Origin of the sequence: Thermococcus profundus (assembly GCF_002214585.1) — an archaeon.
Classification (GTDB): Archaea; Methanobacteriota_B; Thermococci; order Thermococcales; family Thermococcaceae; genus Thermococcus; species Thermococcus profundus.
In genome coordinates, this window is the sequence record NZ_CP014862.1 from 550220 (window position 1) to 571339 (window position 21120).

The window sequence follows — 21120 nt, forward strand, 5'->3', positions numbered from 1 at the left end:
CTTCACTTTCGTCATCTGCCGAGCGGCAAGACTTTTTAAGCCTTGGTTCCATTTGGTATCACTGACAATGATATACAGGTGGTTGCCATGGCGGACGTTTCGCACACTGTTGAGGATTCAATAAGAAAGAAACTGCCGTATCCCCTTGAGGATCTGGTTGATCTGGCGTACAACTACTGGTGGAGCTGGAACAGGCGCGCTACTAAACTCTGGGAGTACATTGATCCCGAGCACTGGCGCGAATACAAAAACCCTGTTAAACTTCTCCTTGATACTCCCAGAGAGCGCTTCAGCGAGCTGGTTAGGGACGACGACTTTATGAACCTCTACGAGCTTGTTATGGATCAGTTCACAGCTTACATGAACCCCCGCTCGACGTGGTTCTCGACGAACTATCCCAAGTGGGACAAGCCGATAGTGTACCTCTGCATGGAGTACGGAATAAGCAAGAGCCTCCCGATTTACTCTGGCGGTCTGGGCATCCTGGCCGGCGACCATGTTAAAACTGCGAGCGACCTTGGACTGCCGTTTATAGCCGTTGGCCTGCTCTACAAACACGGCTACTTCCGTCAGGAAATCGATGAAAAGGGCGGCCAAAGGGAGATATTCCCAGAGTACCGTCCGGAGGAAATGCCCATAAAGCCCGTCGTTGGAAAAGACGGGAAGCCCCTCTTAATCGAGGTTCCAATTGAGGATAGGATAGTCCACGCCCGGGCCTTTGAGGTGAACGTCGGGCGGATCAAGCTCTACCTTCTCGACACTGATGTCCCTGAAAACAGTCCAGACGACAGAACAATCTGCGACTACCTCTACAACGCCGAGACAGACAAGAGGATAAAGCAGGAGATACTCCTGGGCATCGGTGGCATGAGGCTTCTTAGGGCCATAGGAATTGAGCCCGGTGTGGTCCATCTCAACGAGGGCCACCCCGCCTTTGCCAACCTCCAGAGGATAGCCTGGTACATGGAGAAGGGCCTGAGCTTTACGGAAGCCCTGAGCATCGTGAGGGGCACTACCATATTCACCACCCACACTCCCGTTCCCGCCGGTCACGACAGGTTCCCGATTGAAGAGGTCAGGAAGAGGCTCTCGGGATTCCTCGCGGGTAGGGATGATCTCCTGGAGCTCGGCCGCGAGGGTGACCAGATCAACATGACCCTTCTCGCCATCAGAACATCAAGCTACGTCAACGGCGTGAGCCAGCTCCACGCAGAGGTAAGCAAGGGAATGTGGAAAGACCTCTGGCCCGGGGTTCCCCTCAACGAGATCCCGATCGAGGGGATAACCAACGGCGTTCACACAATGACTTGGGTCCACAACAGCATGAGGAAGCTTTTCGATCGCTATATTGGCAAGGTCTGGCGTGAGCACACGAACATTGAGGGTATCTGGTACGCGGTTGAGAGGATCCCTGACGATGAGCTCTGGGAAGCCCACCTCGAAGCCAAGAGGCAGTTCATCGAGCTCCTGCGGAGAAAGGCCATCGAGAGGAACAGGCGGCTTGGAATAGACGATCCGATACCAGCGATCGATGAAAACGCCCTTATAATAGGCTTTGCCAGGAGGTTTGCCACCTACAAGAGGGCCACACTTTTGTTCACGGATCTTGAGAGGCTTAAGAAGATAGTCAACAACCCTGAGAGGCCGGTTTATCTCGTCTTCGGCGGCAAGGCCCACCCCATGGACGAGGGGGGTAAGGCCTTCCTCAGGAGGGTCTACGAGGTTTCCCAGATGCCGGAGTTCAGGGGTAAGATATTCGTCATGGAGAACTACGACATGGGAAGCGCGAGGCTCATGGTTGCTGGCGTTGACGTTTGGCTCAACAACCCGAGGAGGCCCCTTGAGGCCAGCGGGACGAGCGGAATGAAGGCCGGACTGAACGGGGTTTTGAACGTCAGCATCTACGACGGCTGGTGGGTGGAGGGATACAACGGAAAGAACGGCTGGGTGATCGGTGAGGAGACCACCGAACCTGAGACTGAGGGAGATGATCCCAAGGATGCAGAGAGCCTCTACAGACTCCTGGAGGACGAGGTTATTCCGACCTACTACGACAACCGTGCCCGCTGGATCTACATGATGAAGGAGAGCATAAAGAGCATCGCCCCGCGCTTCAGCACCCACAGGATGGTGAAGGAGTACATGGACAAGTTCTACTCCAAGGCCATGAGCAACCACATCTGGCTGACGAGGGAAGGATACAGGGGAGCCAAGGAGATAGCCGCATGGAAGGACCGTGTTACATCTGCCTGGGACAGCGTTGAGATAAGGGAGGTCAAGGTTGAGGGAGGAAAGCTCTCGGCTAGGGTCTATCTGGACGGTCTCAAGCCCGAGGACGTCAAGGTTGAACTCTACTACGGCGTCAGGGCTGAAGGCTACGAGATAGAGAAGCCCCACATAGTTGAGCTGAGGCACCCCCGCGAGCTGGGACAGGACGAATGGCTCTACGTCTACGAGGGCGGTGCCCTGAGGCACCTCGGCGACCCGTGCTGGCACTACGCCGTCAGGGTTCATCCACACCACGAGAAATTGCCCCACAAGTTCCTGCTCGGGCTCGTCAAGTGGGAGGGCTTGGACTGATCTTTCTCTCTTTGTCTTTGTCATCCACAAAAGGATAAACGTTTTTAATCCTCTGAGTGCAAGATTATGGGAAGGATACAACGGGGGGTGGAGCATGGATCAAATTAGGAAGTGGACGTTCTATCTGATAATCCTGGTAGCGGGTTTTGCAATGGGCATAGGAACTGTGGGCCTCTTTCCCCAGATGTGGCTGAAGTACGGGATAAACGGCTTACTGGTTCACATAGCCTTCCTCGCTGTGCTCACCTACTTGGCCATCCTCGAGGCAGAGAACGTCATGAAATCCGGCTATTACTTCACCGAACTCTACACGAAGATCTCGCAAAAACCCGGAATGATCCTGGCTATCCTAACTGTAAACGTGATATTCCTCTCGTACTATACTGCCAACACTGCCCTCTCGATCCTGGTCCCTGTCCTAGGAACTGGAACCGTAGCCAGGCTTGTAGCAAAGCTCGTGATGATCATTCTGGTAGGGCTGATCATAACCCGTGCCAAGGATAAGACCTTTGCCATAATGGCTATAGGTGCTCTGATCCTCGTCTTTCTGGTGCCCCTGCTGACCCTCCTCTTTAAGACTCAGATCGCTTCGAATGCCGAATACCTGAACTTGGCATGGAACATGCTAGTTGCTAAGAAGGCCATCTCTGCAGAGATGATTCGGGCGGCGGCAGACAGGGCGCTCTACGGGGTTGGCCTCGGCTTTGGATTCTATATCATGTTGGGGAGCTTTATGAACGAGCGCTTCAATGCCCGGCTCATCATAGGAACCGGTGTCTTCCTCCAGCTGATCCTTGGTATCCTCTCAACGTTTGCTGTAATCTATGCAGTTACACCTTCAGATCCGGACCTGTTTATTAAGTACGCTGGGGGCGGTGAGGAGGCGGCCATCGAGCTGATGGGCAGTTTTCCGAAAATACTCTCGAACCACAGCTTCCTACTAGCGGTTATGGGCCTTACTATCTTCATGGCGGGCCTTACCAGTCTGCTTCCGACGGCTGAGGTTGGCGTTCAGATCATAGAATCAACGTTCCGGATGGGCAGATCCAGGGCGGCGCTGTACCTGCTGGCCGCCGTTGCCGTTGTAGGTGTCTTTGATTCGCCTCCCTCAATAGCCGACGTGCTTCTGAAGGGCGTCACGACGTCCCTGGCAGTAACCGCGATCTTCGAGGCCTACCCCTTGATTTCAGGAACGAAGAAACCAAAGACTGCCCAGCTTGCGGTAATCGGAACCGCGGTGCTCCTCTTCGTTCTGGGCTTCATAACCCAGTCTTACTACGACGCGAAACTTGGGGGTGCCTACTACATTTCAATAGTCCTGGCAATATTTGTGGCGGCCCTGGGCTTCCTTGGAGAGGGGCTTCTTCCTGGCTCGTAGGCCTCTTTCTTTTTTAAGAAACTTTTCTCGAGAAATCTAAAAATTGGGGGAAGAAAGATCACTTGTGGGCAAAAATCGCAACGACTTTCTCCCCAACCTCGTCGATCCTGACGAAGCCAAAGCGCTCGAACTGGACGATGTCGTCCACATTGACATCAGCGTCGCTCTCCAGCAGGCCCTTTCTGATGATCAGCTCCTCTCCCTCGGGAACGAGAACCTCACAGGGCTTCCCTTCCGTGACCCAGTGAACCATCCTCCAGCGGTTCTCCCTGGCGACCTCGTATTCAACGCTGTGGAACCTCGCCTTTATGCTCTCCCCGCTAACTTCAAGGATTTCAACGTTGAAGAGATCCTTAAGGCGGACGAAGCTTCCTGGCTTGAAGAGCTCCATGTCGTCCTTCGAGACGTAGACCGGCTTTCCGGGCTCGAACTTAAGCTTTCTGGTTCCTCTCTCAGGATGGTCCGGGTGGAGCGGTATCTCCGCTGTGAATTCCCTGGCTCCCTCGATGTACATCGGGATTGGGTCGGCGACGAAGAAGTAGCGGTTGGCTATGGGCTCGATTATGCGCCTGTTTATGGCGGCTAGATTGTCCCAGCTTATCGTGGTGTCGCTCCTCTTTAACCCAACCTCGATGATGAGCTCCCTTATTGCCTCAGGCCTTATGCCGCGCCTTCTCAATGCCCTTATCGTTCCCAGGCGCGGGTCGTCCCAGCCGAGGTATTTTCCTTCCTGAATCCCTTTCCTCGTCTTGGACTTGCTCAGGATGACGCCCTCTATCGAAAGCCTCCCGTGGTGAACCGTAACAGGATATTCCCAGCCGAAGTACTCGTAGACGTAGCGCTGCCTCGTCTCGTTCTCTGCGTGCTCCTGGCCGCGGAAGATGTGGGTAACGCCGAGCTCGTGGTCGTCTATCGCTGATGCGAAGTTGTAGAGCGGCCAGACGCGGTACTTATTGCCAACGCGCGGGTGGTCCGGGTTGTCGATTATCCTCAAAGCGGGCCAGTCCCTAACTGCAGGGTTAGGGTGCTTGAGGTCGGTCTTAATCCTAACGACGGCTTCTCCTTCCTTGTACTCGCCGTTCAGCATCTTCCTCCAGCGTTCGAGCTGAACCTCCACCGGCTCCTCGCGATGGGGGCAGGCTATTCCCTTATCGCGGAGCTCCCTGAATTTTTCCGGCGGGCAGGTGCAGACGTAGGCCTTGCCCATCTTTATGAGCTTCTCGGCGTAGTCGTAGTATATTTCAAGCCTGTCGCTCGCTATGTGCACCTCGTCGATCTTGAATCCGAGCCAGTCTAGGTCTTCTTTGATCCATTCATAGAACTTCGGTTCGGGCCTCTTCACTTTGGGATCTGTGTCGTCGAAGCGCAGTATGAACTTGCCGCCGTAGAGCCTCGCGTACTCGTGGCTGAGTATTGCAGCGCGGGCGTTCCCGAGGTGGAAAGCACCATCAGGGTTGGGCGCGAAGCGCGTAACGACCTTGCCCTTCTCTGCCTTCGGAAGCGGGGGAAGGCCTTTCTTCTCCTCCTTCTTTTCCTTCTTCTCCTCAAAGAACTCCGGATAAATCTCCCTCAGCTTAGCCTCCTGCTCCTCGATGGAGAGGGCGTTCACCTTCTCCACTACCTCGTTCACCAACGGGATTATCTCCCTGGCCTTGGGCCTCAGCTCCGGGTTCTCTCCGAGAACCTTCCCTATGACCGCTTTGGGGTTTGCCTTTCCATTGTGCTGGTATGCGTTGATGAGCGCGTACTTCCAGATAACGGTCTCAGTCTCCATTTTCACCACCGGAAAGAGAAGAGAGGGGGAAGTTATAAAGTTAGCCCAGGATCACTCCGCAAAAGTCAGGATCCTGAGGTCTATGGGCCTTCTGACGACGTTGGCTTTCCTGGCGCCAACGAGATAGCGGACGTTGTTCTCGCTGACTATGTCGATGAGCCTCTGGGTTATTATGCCGTTGAATACGATCGCGTAGACGTTCTCCCTGCTGGATATTGTGCTGAGAAGATCCCTGACTGGTATCTCCGCAATCACGTTCATGTTCTCATCAAGGAGAACCGCGGTTCCCTCCTTCTTGACGCGCTCTATGAACTTCTCGAACCTCTGGAGCTCCGAGCCCTTGGGCTGCTGGATGGGTCTGATGATCCTGGCTTCCTCCCTCTCCCTGGGTTTGTGCTCAACTTCCTGCCTCTGCTGGGGGACTTTCCTCTGCTCTTCTGCGTGGACTTTTCCTGATGTCGTAACAACGGCTTTGATCTCCTTGGTCTGAGCGCTCTTCTCCTTCTCCTTCAGGATGTCGTAGAAGTTCTTGCCCCTGTGGAACATCTCTGTTATCACCTGCTCCGCTGGAATCTTGCTTCTGAGGGCCTTAACAAGCTCCTTCTTGGTGAGCTCCTCGACCTCTTTGCCTTCGGGCGCCCTCGCCACGTAATCAACGTCGGCAACCTGGAGTAACTCTTTGAGTATGAGTTCTCCGCCGCGGTCGCCGTCGGTGAAGGCGGTAACGATCCTCTCCTTGCTGAGCTTGATTATCGTCTCGGGAATCGATGTCCCCTCGACTGCTATTGCGTTCTTTATGCCGTGCTTGAGAAGGTTCAGCACATCTGCCCTACCCTCGACGACGATTATTGAGTCGGAGAACGGTACGTGGGGCCCTGCTGGAAGCTTCTCCGGGCCGTACTCAATGAGCTCCTTCGCCCTTACCGCCTTTTTGACCTCCTCTGTGAGCTCCTGGGTCTCAGGGATCTCCTCCTCCATGAGGGTCTCGAGTATCTCCTTGGCCCTCTCTATGATGTACTTCCTCTTGGTTGCCCTGACGTCCTCTATGCGGAGAACCTTGATGTGCGCCTCGGCAGGCCCAACGCGGTCGATGGTTTCTAAAGCTGCCGCTAGGATGGCCGTTTCAACCCTATCTAGACTTGAGGGAACGGTTATGGTCCCGTAGGTTTTTCCAGCCTTTGTGTGAACTTCAACCCTTATCCTTCCAATCCTTCCAGTTTTCTGGAGCTCCCTCAGGTCGAGATCGTCCCCGAGAAGCCCCTCGGTTTGACCAAAAATAGCGCCAACAACATCGGGTCTTTCAACAACGCCGTTCGCCTCAAACTCGGCGTATATTATGTATTTGGTCGTTCCAAACTCGTCCTTGGCTGACATGTTATCACCTCTTACCTTTTCTGCCTTCCTCTTTTCGGACAAAATCTGGTGGAGGACGTGCTTCTTCCTCTTCATTGAAACCCCTCCAGTTGGGGGCCAGAAACGGAGACGTAAAGGCTGTAAAGGTCTTCCACACCCTTTATGTCCTTCTTGACGATCTTTCTGAGTTCCTTCCTCGTCTCTGCGTCCACCCTGCAGGGATACCCCTCAAGGTAGGAAAGGAGTTTTTTCGCAAGCTCTTCCCCTTTCCTGTCGAAGTCTGTAAGGATCATGACGTTCTTGTAATGTGATGCGATGAGAGCTATTTCAGCGAGCGGTAAGCGTGACAGCCTTATTACCTCCGCTCTGACCCCCAGATTCCTCAGAGCCACCTCGTCTCGCGGGCCCTCAACTACGATGGCCCCCTCAAACTCTCGCAGTTTATCTATAAGCTCCAGGAACCTTTTATAGTTTTCGGGGTACATGCACCGTCGCTTGAATGACGGCCGATTGCAGTTATAAGCTTATTGGGTGCTTTTTAGTACACTCAGCAGACCTCTCTAACCCTTCCGTGGTAGGCCATGGGTTCCTCGTAGAACTCTTCGATGAGTCTCTGGAGCTTCCTTGAGAGTTCCATCTGGTTGCTCCACGAGCCCTCTATTTTCCCCTTGGCAGCCATCCTCCCCAGGAACTTTTTCATCTTCTCACTCAGCGGCGAGGGCTTGCAGCGCGACCACGGCGTTCCGGGCAGGGGCATGAAGTAGTGGGCGCGGACCTTTCCGCCCTTCGCCATTATCCATCTCATAAGTTCGATGCTCTTCCTCTGACTCTCCTCCGTCTCGTTGGGAAGGCCGACTATGAAGTCAACGACCGGCTCGAAGCTGTACTCCAGCATGTACTCCACTGCCCTCTGGACGTGTTCGACCTTGTGAATCCTGTGCATTGCTTTCAGCATCGCATCGTCGCCGCTCTGGGCACCTATGGCCAACCTCCTGTTGTCAGCGTAGTCTATTAAGAGTTCGAGCGTCTCAGGCAGGACGAACTCGGGTCTTACCTCGCTAGGGAAGGTGCCGTAGAACAGCCTCCTGCCTTCTTTCCTCAGCGGTTGGAGGGCTTTGAGAAGGGCCTCAAGCTTGTTGAGCTTCAGTATGGCCCCGGGGCTTCCGTAGGCGAAGGCGTTCGGTGTTATGTAGCGCATGTCCTTCATCCTGCGCGAGTACTTCACGATTTGATCTATCGGTCTGTGCCTCATTCGGAGGCCCTTAATGTATGGAGTTTGACAGTAGTAGCAACCGAAGGGACAGCCCCGGGTTATCTCTATTGGAGAGATCAGGCGAACGCTCTCTGGGTAAGGTGGAAAGCGCCAGAAGTCCTCCACTTTAGCAAAGCCCGTAAATGTGAACTCGCCGTTCAGGTAGAACGCGAGTCCTCTGATGCTGACTAGCTCCTTCGTTATTCTGTAGCCTGTCCTCTTCAGGGTCGTGAGAAGCTGATAGAGAACCTCCTCGCCCTCGCCGATAACCGCGATATCAAACCCGAGCTGGTTGAGGGTGTGCCTAGGCATCGCTATCGCGTGGTAGCCGCCTGCAACGAGGAGCGCTCCGGTTTCTTTTAGGAGTTTGACTTCTTCCCTCAGCGAACCCCATATCTCCTCAGTGAAAAAGGAGTACAGAACGACTTTTGGCTTGGCGTTCAGGATTTCGCGGAAGTCTTTGGTTATCAAAAGCTCGCTTAAATCGAACCCCTGGCTCTCCAGGGCTCCTAGGAGATGGACGAAAGCGTTGTGGTTTCTCTTTGTCATTCTGACGGCTATTTCCGGCATGGTTTGTGGGAGAAACAAGTTGCTTAAAACGATAACGGTACAAGAACGGGAACTTGGAAAGGAATGAAAAAAGGACCAGAGGGCCTTCAGGTCCTGATGGCGAGCTTGATGTCCTCGGCCTTGACGGTCTTCCTGCCAGCGTGCCTGGCGAACTCAGCGGCCTTCCTGGCGACCTCAATAGCGTACTCCTCAAGGTGCTCGGCGAGAACCTTGGCGGCCTCCTCGCTGACCCTCTCGGCGCCAGCCTTCCTTATCAACCTGTCGATTGGAGCAATCGGCAACTCAGCCATTTCCCACACCTCCGTAAAGGGATTTTCAGTATCCTTTTAGCTACAGAAACTATATAAAGGTTTCGGTGGATCGGGGGGTTCAGGGGGGTTCTATCAAACATCGGCCCGAGTGGGTGGGGGATGACAATAAAAAACCGGGATGTCTGGACGGTCCACTAAAAAAACGTGAAATGGGTGGAGTAACGAACTCTCTTTAGCTCGCCCCAATCGGCATTTAAAGCTTGTAGCGCCTTTAGTATGACACCACCTATGTGGGGGTTGAACCCCTAGTTCGCAATCGACTCTGAACATCGGATCTGGCAGGGAGTTTTCTTTCATGGTTAAGAAAGCGGTGCTGAAACTTTGCCCAGCAAAGTTTCATCAAAGTTCGCGGTTCTTGTTAGAGTGTTGCTTTTGGGAGGATTTTCTTTAGAAACTTGTTTTCTCGCCGTGAATTCCAATTCTTAGGGGCTTGTTGTCTGTGAGTTTGCTTTTTAATAGACGCCCGAAGGGCGTTATACTGTGAGTAAACCCCGTTAAAACTGCCAATTTGTGATGAGAATCACTGGAACCCAGCAGTTTAAAAAGAACATTCACTCTTTGATGAAACTTTTCGCCAGAAAAGTTTCTATGGTGGGCCCGCGGGGATTCGAACCCCGGACCTCCACCTTGTCAGGGTGGCGTCATAACCAGTCTAGACCACGGGCCCGCCCAGGGATGGTGGACCGGCCGGGATTTGAACCCGGGGCCTCCGCCTTGCCAAGGCGGCGCTCATACCAGGCTGAGCTACCGGCCCACTCCCACCAACGCCGTAATCACCTATCAGGGTGGGTTTATAAATTTTGCGGTGTGGAGGGGAAAAGGAGGGAGGGAAAAGAAAGCATCAGATGTTTCCTATTCTTTGAAGAACCATGCCCTCGATCTTGATGGGCTCGGTTCTCCTTGCAAATACTATCGCCTGATCGAGCCTAGCCTCGCTCTCGGCATGGACTGTGAAGAGCGGATCCCCTTCCTTGACCTTCTCACCAACTTTGACGTAGAGTTCCACACCGGCTCCCTTGTCCTCGGGAGCGCCGGCGGCTCTGGCAATCCCCGTTATTGCCCTGTTGTCGATGCCGGTTACGTAGCCACTCGTCGGAGCGACGAAGGTGTAGGTCTTGTCTCCAACAGCTATGTCCTCCGGCTTGATGTCCGGGTTTCCTCCCTGTTCCTCTATGATCTCCCTCATCTTTTCATAGGCCTTTCCGCTCTCAAGGATCTCCCTAGCCATCTTCTTGCCCATTCCAGCGGGGGCAACGCCGCCCATTTCGAGGAGTATCCCCGCGAGACCGAGGGCCTTTTCTATGAGGCTTCCAGGACCTTTGCCGGTCATGAGGGCCGAGAGGGCCTCCCTGGCTTCGAGTGCCGGGCCGACGGTGTGCCCTATCGGCTGGCCGCCGTAGGTTATTGCCACCTCAACGTACTGGCCGAGCCTCTTTCCGAGCTCAATGAAGTCCCTCGCAAGGCTCCTAGCCTGTTCAACGGTCTCCACTTTAACCCCCTTTCCGGTGGGGATGTCGATGAGGACGTACTGGCTCCCCATAGCGTACTTCTTCGACATTATGCTGGCGAGCATGAGGCCGGTCGGATCGACGCTGAGGGCGCGCTCGGACTTGATCGTTATATCATCTGCTGGAGCGAGGTTGAGGGCGCCTCCCCAGACCATACACGCCCCCACTTTTTCGACGATGCGCTTGATTTCCTCAAGCGAGAAGCTGACGTTCGTGAAAACTTCAACAACATCTGCAGTTCCCGCGGCGCTGGTGATTGCCCTCGAGCTGGTTTTGGGTATAGTGAGGCCAGCCGCCGCCACTATTGGAACGACGAGGATGTTGGTCTTGTTTCCCGGGACGCCGCCTATGCTGTGGACGTCCATTATCGGCTTCCTGTCGATGTCGAGCATGTCACCGGTTTCCGCCATCGCTATGGTCAAAGCAGCTATCTCGTCCATATCAAGGCCGTTTATCTCAAGGGCAGTCACGAAGGAGCTTATCTCGATGTCCCTGAGCTTTCTGTCAACGATGTCCCTCACGATGGCCTCTATCTCGACCTTTCTAAGTTTTTCACCGTGCATCTTTTTCTTGATGTAGCGGACGCTCTCGGGGGTCCCAGCCGGGGCTATTTCGACGGCCTCCCCCTCCGAGAGGCTGTGGAGCTGGAGGATGTCCCTGCTTATCCCAACCTCCCCCGGGCCTACCAGGTTGCTTATAACGAGGCTCCCGTAGATGGGTTTCTTCCCGGACTCTATCCTGACGAGGTCATCCGGGTGGAGCTTCGCCTTCTTTGCCTCCTCCTCGTTTATGAAGACCGAGTACCTACCGCTGTACATGTCCAGTATCTTTACCTTGGCTCTCATGCGGTTTCCCTCCTTCTTGCTGTGGCTGGCATAAAAGTAGGGCAGAACCCTATTTAACTGCTTCGATAGGCTCCCCAATAAATGCACACCTTTTTAAACCCCCTGCCGCAACTATGACCAACGCAGCCCCACGCCTCAGGAGAGGCCTGGGGGCGTAAGGAGGAATAGACATGATAAAAATCTACACCATAAGCGGTTACGAGGAAGTCGGCAAGAACATGACCGCCGTTGGGTATTCAAACGGCGGAAAGGAGGAAGTCGTTATAATCGACATGGGCATAAGGCTTGACAGGGTTCTCATCCATGAGGACGTGAACATACAGGAGTTCCCGACGAAGGAGCTTCAGAAGCTCGGGGCGATCCCCGACGATTCGATTCTGCGAAACAAAAAAGTGGTTGCCATAACGTTCACACACGGCCACCTTGACCACATTGGGGCAATTGGAAAGCTTGCCCCCCATTATCCAGACGTTCCCATCTACGGCACCCCCTACACAATAAAGCTCGCCAAGAGCGAGGTCAAGAGCGAGAAGTACTTTGAGGTCAAGAACCCGATGTACGAGACCGAATTCGGGGAGATAGTTCAGGTGAGCGAGAACCTCGCGATAGAGTTCGTCAGAATAACCCATTCGATACCCCAGGCTTCGATGGTGGTCGTTCACACGCCGGAGGGAGCCGTCATCCACACCGGGGACTTCAAGTTCGACAACAACAGTCCCCTCGGGGAGAAGCCGGACTACAGAAGGCTCAAGGAGCTCGGAAAGGAGGGAGTCAAGGTCCTCATTCCCGAATCAACGCGCGTTTCTGAACCCACCAAAACCCCGAGTGAAGCCGTTGCCCAGATGTTGCTTGAGGACTTCTTCCTCTACGAGGGCATGGAGGCAGACGGACTGATAGCAACTACCTTTGCAAGCCACATAGCCCGCCTCCAGGAGCTCATATGGATAGCAAACAAAATGGGAAGGCAGGCGGTCTTCATCGGCCGCTCTCTGGCAAAGTACACTGGTATAGCCAAGCAGCTGGGCCTAATCAAAATGAAGGGGTCGAGGGTTCTCAGGAGCCCGAACGCAATAAGAAAGGTCCTGGCGGAAGTTTCGGGGGCGAGGGAGAACTACCTGCTCATAGTTACGGGCCACCAGGGCGAACAGGGGGCGGTCTTAACGAGGATGGCCAACGGCGAGCTCTACGACATCGGAAAGCGCGACACGGTGGTTTTCTCCGCCGGCACCATCCCCAACCCGCTCAACAGGGCCCAGCGCTACATCCTCGAGACCAAGCTCAGGATGAAGGGCGTTAGAATGATCAAGGATCTTCACGTTTCTGGCCACGCCAGCAGGGAAGACCACCGCTACCTCCTTAGAATGCTCAACCCCGAAAACATAGTCCCTGCACACGGGGAGTTCCAGATGCTGACCCAGTACGCTGAGCTTGCCGAGGAGGAGGGATACCTGATCGGCAGGGACGTCTTCGTGTCGAGGAATGGATACACGGTCGAGATAAGGTGAGGGCAAAACTGATAAAGGGTTCCTCTTTTTTTTCCTTGGTTTAGACTCACACTCACTCTCATGGGGTGGTACGATGAGGAAGTATGACGAGCTGTTCGCAAGGATCAAGGAGAAGGCGAAAGACGTTGATAGGGTCATCTTAGAACTCGTTCCTGAAAAGGAGCCGCTTGAGCTTTACAAAGCTGCGAGGCACTATCCGCTCGCAGGGGGAAAGCGCGTAAGGCCCTTCGTCGTCCTCCGCGCGGCCGAGGCCGTTGGTGGCGACCCGGAGAAAGCACTCTACCCAGCGGCTGCCGTTGAGTTTATCCACAACTACTCCCTCGTCCACGACGATATAATGGACATGGACGAGCTGAGAAGGGGGAAACCCACTGTCCACAAGGTCTGGGGCGTCAACATGGCGATTTTGGCCGGAGACCTGCTCTTCAGCAAGGCCTTCGAGGCGGTAGCGAAGGCCGATGTTCCGTCTGAGAAGAAAGCGAGGATCCTCGATGTTCTCGTCAGGACTTCCAATATGCTCTGCGAAGGCCAGGCCCTTGATATAGAGTTCGAGACGCGGGAAGAGGTCAGCGTTGAGGAATACCTCAGGATGATAAGCGGCAAGACCGGGGCTCTCTTCCAGGGCTCGGCGGAGATAGGGGCCATAGTTGGAACCGACAACGAGGAGTACATTCAGGCCCTCTCAAAGTGGGGCATGAACGTCGGAATAGCCTTCCAGATATGGGACGACGTCCTCGATCTGATTGCAGACGAGGAGAAGCTCGGAAAACCCGTCGGAAGCGACATAAGGAAGGGCAAGAAGACCCTGATTGTCAGCCACTTCTTTGACCACGCGACCGAGGAGGATAAGGAGGAGTTCATGAAGGTCTTTGGCAAGTACGCGGGAGACGCTAAGGGTGACGCGCTGATACACGACGATAATGTGAAGGAAGAAGTCGGGAAGGCCATCGAACTCCTCAAGAAGTACGGCAGCATAGACTATGCGGCAGACTACGCCAAGAACCTGGTGAAAGAGGCCAACGAGGCCCTCAGGGTTCTTCCTGAGAGCGGAGCTAGGAGAGACCTGGAGCTTCTAGCAGAGTTCCTCGTCGAGAGGGAGTTCTGAGCCTTTTTTACTCTTTTACCTCCCTGTTCCCCCACCCGCTAAATCCTTAAATACCATTTCGACACCTATCTTAACGGTGGTTGCCGTGGATGTTCTCGAACTTCTCTCCAGGTTAGTGGCATTTGAGACTGTGAACGACCCAGAGAGGGGAATAAAGCCCTCCAAGGACTGTCCCGCCTTCATAAGAGACACGCTTGCCTCGTGGGGGATAGAGAGCGAGATAATAGAGCGCGACGGCTACTACGCGGTTTACGGGGGGGATAGGGGAAGGAAAGCCAAAGCTACTCTTCATGGCCCACTTCGACGTAGTGCCCGTAAACATGGAAGAGTGGGAGACCGACCCGTTCAAGCTCACAATCAAGGGGAACCGAGCCTACGGTAGGGGCAGCGCCGACGACAAGGGCAACGTTGCTTCAATAATGCTCGCACTGAAGGAGCTCTCGGAGGAGAAGCTCGATGGGAAGGTTCTATTTGCATTCACGGGCAATGAAGAGATCGGCGGCAGGATGGCCATGCACATCGCTGAAAAGCTCGCTCAGGAGGGCAATCTTCCAGGGTACCTGGTGAACGCCGACGGAACCGGGATGAAACCGATAATTAGGAGAAGGAAGGGCTTTGGAGTTACTATTCGCGTCCCTTCCGAAAAAACGAAAGTCAAGGGCACCGTAAGGAGAGAAACCTTTAGGATAAGAACGCCGGTGCTGGAGACGAGGCATTCTGCTTATTTCCTCTCCGGCGTTGATACTCACCCGCTCATAGCAGCCTCGCACTTCCTCAGGGGCAGAGAAGCGTTTGCCGTTTCTCTCGAGGGAAAGTTCCTCAAGGGCAACGTCGTGCCGAGCGAGGTGACCCTTACCTACGTGATCCCCGGTGAGGGCGAAGAGATGGAGGTTGACCTCGGCCTCACGGGGCTCCTCAGGGCGGTAGTGCCATTCGTGAGGGCTCCGATAAAAGCGGAGAAGTACAGTGATTACGGCATCTCGATCACACCCAACCTGTACTTTATCGAAAATGGAAAGCATGTTCTAAAGTTCGACGTGAGGGCGATGAGCCGCTCGAAGGACGAGATTGAGCGGGCGATGAAGGAAGTGGTTGAGTTCAACCTTCCCGGGGCGGAAGTCAAAGTTGCCACCAACGAAAAGGCGGGATACCTCTTCACCCACCCGGAGGAGAAGATCGTCAAGATAACGCTGGAAGTTCTTGAGGAGCTCGGCGAGAAGGTGGAGCCTGCTGAGGGGCCTGGGCATCGGATTCAAGGTTCTTCACTCCCCATGGTGTAAAAGCCATAGACTTCGGCCCGCGGGGATGGAACATCCACGGCCCGAACGAGTACGTTGAGATAGACTCGCTCCAAAAGATGCCAGCGCTTTACGCGGAAGTGGCGAGGAGACTGGTGAAGGGATAGTTGGAGATGCTTATCTCTCGGCAACCAACCATCCCACAGGTGGATGCTTGGCTCCCTTTTTCCACTTTTTATAGGCCCTATTCCACCGCTCCAAAAGTTCAGCGCGTTTTTCCCTGTCTTTTATCCGTTCCACGTACTCTCGTGGAATGTAGGCGAGGTAGTGAGGAAGGTTGGGCTCAAAGACTCCGCTCTCGATAATTTTCCCTCCGGCACGCTTTACAAATTCCTTCAGCTCTTCCATTGAGAAGTAGTGAAGGTCGTCCTTCTCACCGAAGAGAGCTTCAAATATCTCCTCCCTTAGATTGTATAAATCAAGGTGGGCCATCTGGCGCTCGTTGTTGGCTATCGGAAGGCTCTCTGCTATGAAGACCCTCTCGGAAACGCGGAGCATTTCGGAGATGACCTTGACGATGGTTTCTTCATTTTTCAGGCTTCTAACACCGTGGACGAGAACGGCCAGATCAAACGCCTTAAAGGGAAAGGGCAGTTCTCTTGCGTCAAGCTTCATGGGGATTACCCTGTGTTTCACTCCAGTTGCGGATGTTATTTCCTCGAAGAAGCGCCAGCGGGCTTTGTCTACGGCCACTACTCTGCCGGTTTCACCTACGAGGTAAGCGAGCGGAACGGTGGTTATCGCATGGGCACCACGCCGACTTCGAGAACGTTCATTCCTTCTTCCAGGGAAGAGAACCTGAGGACGCGAAAGCGTTCGAGCACCTCCTTATGAATCCAGTCTGGAGGTAAGGGTGGCTCGTTTCGGGGAGGAATTTTGGAAAGGACGTCTTTCTCAAACTTTTTCTCGATGGTGGGCATGGAGAACACCGGAGATGGCTAAAGTGCTTCCCTTTAAAGTGTTTTTGGAGAAAAGGTTTTATAATGTGGGGTTGAGTTTATGACAGGCGAGAATTTTATATTTGAGAAAATTCCTTTACAAACTCTAGAAAACTTTTTAGTTGGTAACACCAACCTGCTTATGGTGAAACAGGATGTTACCTATTAGCGAGTTGAAGCAAATTTTAGAGGGGGTTAAGAAGAACTCCAAAAATTCAATAGACTTATTCAGAGTCCCTCACACAGCCTGGGTAACTCATCCCGATACCAAAATCTCATTAGAAATGCCTGTTCTTGTCGACTTCCCGAGGATCGCATACGAGACAATTGGAACTTTCATCATTAATTATGTCTCTGAGAAAATTGAAGAAAGCGGGCTAAAAGAGGGATTACATAAGATTCTCGAGGAGAAAGAAGATTCCACTACACCAATTGGCTATGCAACCTCTGTATTACGGACGTTGGGCATTGAATGGGATGCGTATCCTTTGGGAGAAAAGTTGATACTAAGTGTTGACCCAGATGGATACTACAAAAATGTCTGGCCACATAAGATTCTAAGTTTTGTTAAACTGCTAAATGAGGGACAGGATTATCCGAGCAACATCTATGAAGTTGCCTCTATTCTGACACCTCAATTACCCCCAAGTGGCATTTCCACACCTTCAAAAGTTGCATTGCCTGCCATATTCTTTAATTTTGGCGCTACCACAGCCTTTAACGCGGTAATTGAATTGAATGCCCTTAAGAATGAGATACTTCAACTATACAAGCTAACCATATCTATAGGTGAAACTCCCGAGGACTACGAGTGGCAGATAGCCACAAAGAATCACTTAATGAAAATATTTACAGACATGCTTACCATTGTCCAGCATCTGGAGCTACTCTTAGAGTCCGGCCATTTTCACTCAGGATACTACCTAATGCGTTCACTCATAAGGGACTTGGGGGACGCTTTACTAACGGCCTCGCTCATTCAATACTATTCATTAATAGCTCCTAAGCTTGACGAAACCGCTCTAACAGAGGAAACAAAAGAAGATGCTGTTTGGAGTGGATTAACTTATGTAAATGAGAATTTTATTGAAAAGTGGCTTAGGGTGTACTATGATAGTTATGGGAGGCCGTTTGTAGGAGAGGTTATTTTAGAAAATCCCGAAGAAGAATCAAAAGAATGGAAAATCAAGTCATTATCGGATCTTAGAGAGGAGTTCAAAAAAGACATATTTTACAAATTGTTTTCAACAGGTTTTATAGAAAGGAAAGCAAACAAGAAAGTCCAAAAATACTCCGTAGTCGGTTTTTCGGATAGGATTTGTTATGAGTCCGTGGACATGTTTATTAAGACAGGGAAATCCCCGATAGATGTCGTTTTAGATGAGCATATTAAGTTGCCAACAAAAGCGAACCTTAAAGATACTTCCCAGTTTCCAGTTTCAAATGAGTATCACAAACTCAGTGATGTAGTTCACAATCCGGTTTTAGTCGACTTTCCACCGTATAGTTCCACTATTGAATATCTTGGCTTTCTCCACCATTTGAAGATACTTAGAAAGATTTTTGATAATGTACTGAGGGCCTACTTAGAGAGACATAAGCGGGAAAGAAAGATTATGAGAAAAGAAGAGAAAAACTAATTACTCCACGAACACCGCAGGCTTCAGCGGCATGGCTTGCTTCTTCTTTCCTCCTTTGTCCTCCTCGGCGTTGATGACTATCTCGATGCCAAGTTCTTTCTCAATGAAGTCCTTGGCCTCCCTCAGCGCCTTCTCCTCGTTGATCCTCGTGACGTCAAAGGCTCTCTCCTTGATGAGTCTCTGTATCAGCTTGCTTACCTCCTTGCCGTGCTTCCTCATCTCTGGATCCTTCATCAGCTCTGACATAGCGGATTTGAAGTCCTTCTTTTCAGCAACAACCTCAACAACCTTCCACTTCCACTCCGGAGCGGTGTAGATGTATGCCCTCTTCGGGTTCTCTATCTTTGCAACGTTTATGATCTCCTTGATGTCCTCGATGAGGGACTTGACGAACTCCTCCTCTGCCTCAACGGTTTCGTTCCACCACTCAGGAACCGGCTCGGGCCAGGGAGCGAGGCTCACGAAGCCCTCCCCGCCGAGCATCTCCCACAGCTCCTCGCTGATGTGCGGCGTGAACGGTGCCATCAGCCTGACCCAGACGTCGGCGAGCTTTCTCAGGACGTAGCGCTTCGCCTCGTCGTCCCTCCCCTCGGTTCTCCTCATGTACCAGCGTAGATCGTTGAGAACTGTATAGAATGCCCACTGCACTGCTGTCCTCGTCCTGAACTCCTCAAGGGCCTTAGTTGCTCCATCAATGGCCTTGTTCAAACGGTGGAGCATCCACCTGTCTATGTCCTTCAGCTCAACGCCTTCCTTGACATCGTAGGTTGCGAACTCGCTTATCAGCTCGTAGAAGCGCTCCACCTGCCTGCGGAGCTTTCCGACTTCCTTCCTCTTCCAGTCGAAGTCGCTGTCGTGCTCGGCCAGTCCCATAATGTAGAGCCTGACAACATCCGCTCCGTTCTCCTCTATGGCATCAATGAAGTTCAGGACGTTGCCCTTGCTCTTGCTCATCTTCGTGCCTTCCAGCGTTCCGAAGCCGTTCACCGCTATTCCCTTGGGCCAGTGCTTCCTGTCGAAGATGGCAGTGTGGTTGAAGATGAAGAACGTCAGGTGGTTCGGTATGAGGTCTTTGGCGGAGCAGCGCCAGTCGAGCGGGTACCAGTACTCGAGCTCCTCCTTCATCTCGTGGATAACCTCGGCAGGAATTCCGGTCTTCTCGCTCAGCCTCTTCTCCTTCTCCTTGTTGAACTCCTCCCTGAAGATGTAGTCGAAGAACTCCCTGTCAAGCTTCTCTGGGTCGAGCTTGCCCTCCTTCCTCAGCTGGTTCATGTGCCTGCTTATGGTGTAGTAAGCCATGTAGATGGTCGAGTCGCTCAGACTCTCGATTACCCAGTTCGGATCCCACGGGAGCGGCGTTCCAAGGCCGACCTTTCTGGCGCAGGCCTTCTTGTCGAGCCAGTCTATAACGGCTTCAAACTGTGCCCTCCTGCTCTCTGGATAGATGGTCATGTTCGCTAAAGCTTCCCTCGCCTTCTCCTTCCACTCTGGGTTTCCGTAGTCTATGAACCACTGGTCGTGGATTATCTTGATGACCGCCTGGTTTCCGAACCTTGAGATGACCGGCTTTTCCGCGAACTCGTACATTATCTCTGCGATGCCCTTCTCCTGGAGCTCCTTCGCTATCAGCTCCTTAGCCTCCTGGACAGGTTTGCCGGCATAGGGCTCAATCTTGAAAACTCCCTTGTGGTACTCGGCCTTGTAGATGTTCTTGGTCGCCTGCTCGAGCTTCTCAACATCCTTTTGGCTCTCAACACCGAGCTTCTCGGCCTCTTCGACAGCTGGGAACTCGCCGTAGCCTTCCAGCTTTATCAGCGAGATGTAGCTTATCTCCTCAACCACGCGCGGGTCGATGTCGTACTTGAGCAGAATCTCGGTCTCCTTCTTTAAGTCTTCAAGCGCTACATGGTCGAAGGGCGCGTGGGCAGGAACGCTCATAACAACTCCAGTTGCGTTGTCAGGGTCAACGAACTCCGCGGGTAGGATTATGACCTCGTCGCCGGTTACCGGGTTCTTGACGTACTTTCCGATGAGCCTCTCACCCTTGAACTTCTCAATGACCTCTATATCCCTGTCCTGGAAGGAGAGCTTGTAAGCGGCTTCCTTGCTGACGATCCAGGTCTCCTCTCTGTCGCCCTTCTTGACTTTGACCTTCACGTATGTGACTTCAGGGTTCAGCCACATGTTGGTGACGCCGTAGACAGTTTCGGGCCTCAGGGTGGCGGCCGGGAGATAGATTTCCTCGCCGTTTTCCTCGAGAACGAACTTGATTATGACGTATTCGAGTATCTGGACATCTTCACCCTCCATTATGTCGTGATCACCAAGAGGAGTGCCAACGACCGGATCCCATCTGACCCTGTGCGCTCCCTTGACGACAAGACCCATATCCTTGAGCGTCCAGAACTGCCACTCTATGAACTTGCTGAAGGGCGGGAAGAGGTTTGTCGTGTGGAACTCGCGCGTCCAGTCAACGGAGAAGCCGGCCCTTATGAAGGTCTCCTTCGCTGCCTTCATGAAGTACTTGACTATCTCCTTCGGATCCTCGAACTTCCAGAGGATGTCCTCGGGGACCTTGTAAACATCCCTGTAGATGTGGATGGTCTTGGGGTCGCGGTTCTTTATCCTCTCGGCTATTCCGACTATCGGCGCGCCCGTGATGTGCCACGCCATCGGGAAGAGAACGTTGTAGCCCTGCATCCTCTTGAAGCGCGCTATAACGTCCGGTATCGTGTAGGTCCTCGCGTGGCCGACGTGGAGGTGGCCCGAAAGGTACGGGAACGCGACCGTTATGTAGAACTTCTTTTCCTTCGGCTTCGCGTTTCTGTCCGGCTCGAAAACCTTTTCCTCCATCCAGCGCTTCTGCCACTTCTCCTCAATCGCCTTGAAGTTGAGCTCAGCCATGTCCAAAACCTCCTTTAGCTTCGATTTTCAATCCTAAGGATCCATATGGAACTCCAAAAGAGCGAGACTTCAGAATAGGGGGGCTATCTAGGCAATCAGAGCGAAACGCCCGGTGAACGATGGAGAAGGTACTCCCCCCTCATCGGCATCGGAGCGAGT

16 protein-coding genes and 2 tRNA genes are annotated in these 21120 nt (G+C 53.1%); 7 read left to right on the top strand and 11 right to left on the bottom strand.

Features of this window, described 5'->3' with window-relative positions; genetic code table 11:
* Positions 1 to 87 precede the first annotated feature (87 nt).
* Together malP and A3L09_RS03090 are read left to right on the top strand one after the other, a co-directional pair.
* The gene (malP, locus tag A3L09_RS03085; RefSeq protein WP_088857571.1) at positions 88 to 2580 is read left to right on the top strand and encodes a maltodextrin phosphorylase; all 2493 of its coding nucleotides are present in this window, start codon (positions 88 to 90) and stop codon (positions 2578 to 2580) included.
* Positions 2581 to 2674: 94 nt separating this feature from the next.
* Complete coding sequence (locus A3L09_RS03090) at positions 2675 to 3958, top strand: sodium-dependent transporter (protein ID WP_088857572.1); 1284 nt, start codon at positions 2675 to 2677, stop codon at positions 3956 to 3958.
* Positions 3959 to 4016: 58 nt separating this feature from the next.
* Here A3L09_RS03090 and A3L09_RS03095 read toward each other — a convergent pair whose 3' ends face one another.
* The 8 genes from A3L09_RS03095 to A3L09_RS03130 all read right to left on the bottom strand — a co-directional run bounded on the left by A3L09_RS03095 (position 4017) and on the right by A3L09_RS03130 (position 11571).
* The gene (locus tag A3L09_RS03095; RefSeq protein ID WP_088857573.1) at positions 4017 to 5732 is read right to left on the bottom strand and encodes a glutamate--tRNA ligase; all 1716 of its coding nucleotides are present in this window, start codon (positions 5730 to 5732) and stop codon (positions 4017 to 4019) included.
* Between the two features lie 51 nt (positions 5733 to 5783).
* Positions 5784 to 7181 (bottom strand): DNA primase DnaG, encoded by a 1398-nt coding sequence (gene dnaG, locus A3L09_RS03100; protein WP_088857574.1) that lies wholly within the window; start codon positions 7179 to 7181, stop codon positions 5784 to 5786.
* Positions 7178 to 7570, bottom strand: a complete 393-nt coding sequence (locus A3L09_RS03105; RefSeq protein ID WP_088857575.1) for a toprim domain-containing protein — start codon at positions 7568 to 7570, stop codon at positions 7178 to 7180. Before A3L09_RS03105 ends, dnaG begins: the two co-directional genes overlap by 4 nt.
* Positions 7571 to 7632: 62 nt before the next feature.
* Positions 7633 to 8907, bottom strand: a complete 1275-nt coding sequence (locus A3L09_RS03110) for a TIGR04013 family B12-binding domain/radical SAM domain-containing protein (protein ID WP_088857576.1) — start codon at positions 8905 to 8907, stop codon at positions 7633 to 7635.
* A gap of 86 nt (positions 8908 to 8993) precedes the next feature.
* A complete protein-coding gene (gene hpkA / locus A3L09_RS03115) occupies positions 8994 to 9197 on the bottom strand; it encodes an archaeal histone HpkA (protein ID WP_088857577.1) in 204 nt (67 codons plus the stop codon).
* 610 nt (positions 9198 to 9807) lie between these two features.
* Positions 9808 to 9885: transfer RNA gene (locus A3L09_RS03120), tRNA-Val, on the bottom strand.
* A gap of 9 nt (positions 9886 to 9894) precedes the next feature.
* A tRNA-Ala gene (locus tag A3L09_RS03125) sits at positions 9895 to 9972 on the bottom strand.
* Positions 9973 to 10059: 87 nt separating this feature from the next.
* Positions 10060 to 11571, bottom strand: a complete 1512-nt coding sequence (locus tag A3L09_RS03130) for an AMP phosphorylase (protein ID WP_088858967.1) — start codon at positions 11569 to 11571, stop codon at positions 10060 to 10062.
* A gap of 170 nt (positions 11572 to 11741) precedes the next feature.
* On the opposite strand from A3L09_RS03130, the gene A3L09_RS03135 reads away from it, so the two are divergent.
* From A3L09_RS03135 to A3L09_RS03145, 4 genes are all read left to right on the top strand, one after another.
* Entirely contained in the window at positions 11742 to 13076 is a 1335-nt protein-coding gene (locus A3L09_RS03135) for an RNase J family beta-CASP ribonuclease (protein ID WP_088857578.1), read from the top strand.
* 73 nt (positions 13077 to 13149) lie between these two features.
* Positions 13150 to 14181 carry a polyprenyl synthetase family protein gene (locus A3L09_RS03140; protein ID WP_088857579.1) on the top strand — a complete coding sequence of 344 codons (1032 nt, stop codon included), beginning with the start codon at positions 13150 to 13152 and terminating at the stop codon, positions 14179 to 14181.
* Between the two features lie 76 nt (positions 14182 to 14257).
* Positions 14258 to 14563, top strand: coding sequence for a hypothetical protein (locus A3L09_RS11110; protein WP_335755346.1), 306 nt, complete (start codon positions 14258 to 14260; stop codon positions 14561 to 14563).
* Complete coding sequence (locus A3L09_RS03145) at positions 14472 to 15461, top strand: M20/M25/M40 family metallo-hydrolase (RefSeq protein WP_335755347.1); 990 nt, start codon at positions 14472 to 14474, stop codon at positions 15459 to 15461. Before A3L09_RS11110 ends, A3L09_RS03145 begins: the two co-directional genes overlap by 92 nt.
* Before the next feature lie 135 nt (positions 15462 to 15596).
* On the opposite strand, the gene A3L09_RS03150 is transcribed toward A3L09_RS03145, so the two are convergent.
* Entirely contained in the window at positions 15597 to 16172 is a 576-nt protein-coding gene (locus A3L09_RS03150; RefSeq protein WP_232473565.1) for a class I SAM-dependent methyltransferase, read from the bottom strand.
* Between the two features lie 44 nt (positions 16173 to 16216).
* Entirely contained in the window at positions 16217 to 16408 is a 192-nt protein-coding gene (locus A3L09_RS11000) for a hypothetical protein (RefSeq protein ID WP_232473566.1), read from the bottom strand.
* A 164-nt stretch (positions 16409 to 16572) separates the two neighbouring features.
* Between A3L09_RS11000 and A3L09_RS03155 the strand changes: the two genes are divergently transcribed.
* On the top strand, positions 16573 to 18057 hold the full coding sequence (locus tag A3L09_RS03155; protein WP_088857580.1) for a hypothetical protein: 1485 nt from the start codon (positions 16573 to 16575) through the stop codon (positions 18055 to 18057).
* Here A3L09_RS03155 and leuS read toward each other — a convergent pair whose 3' ends face one another.
* Positions 18058 to 20961, bottom strand: a complete 2904-nt coding sequence (gene leuS / locus A3L09_RS03160; RefSeq protein WP_088857581.1) for a leucine--tRNA ligase — start codon at positions 20959 to 20961, stop codon at positions 18058 to 18060.
* Positions 20962 to 21120: the final 159 nt, after the last annotated feature.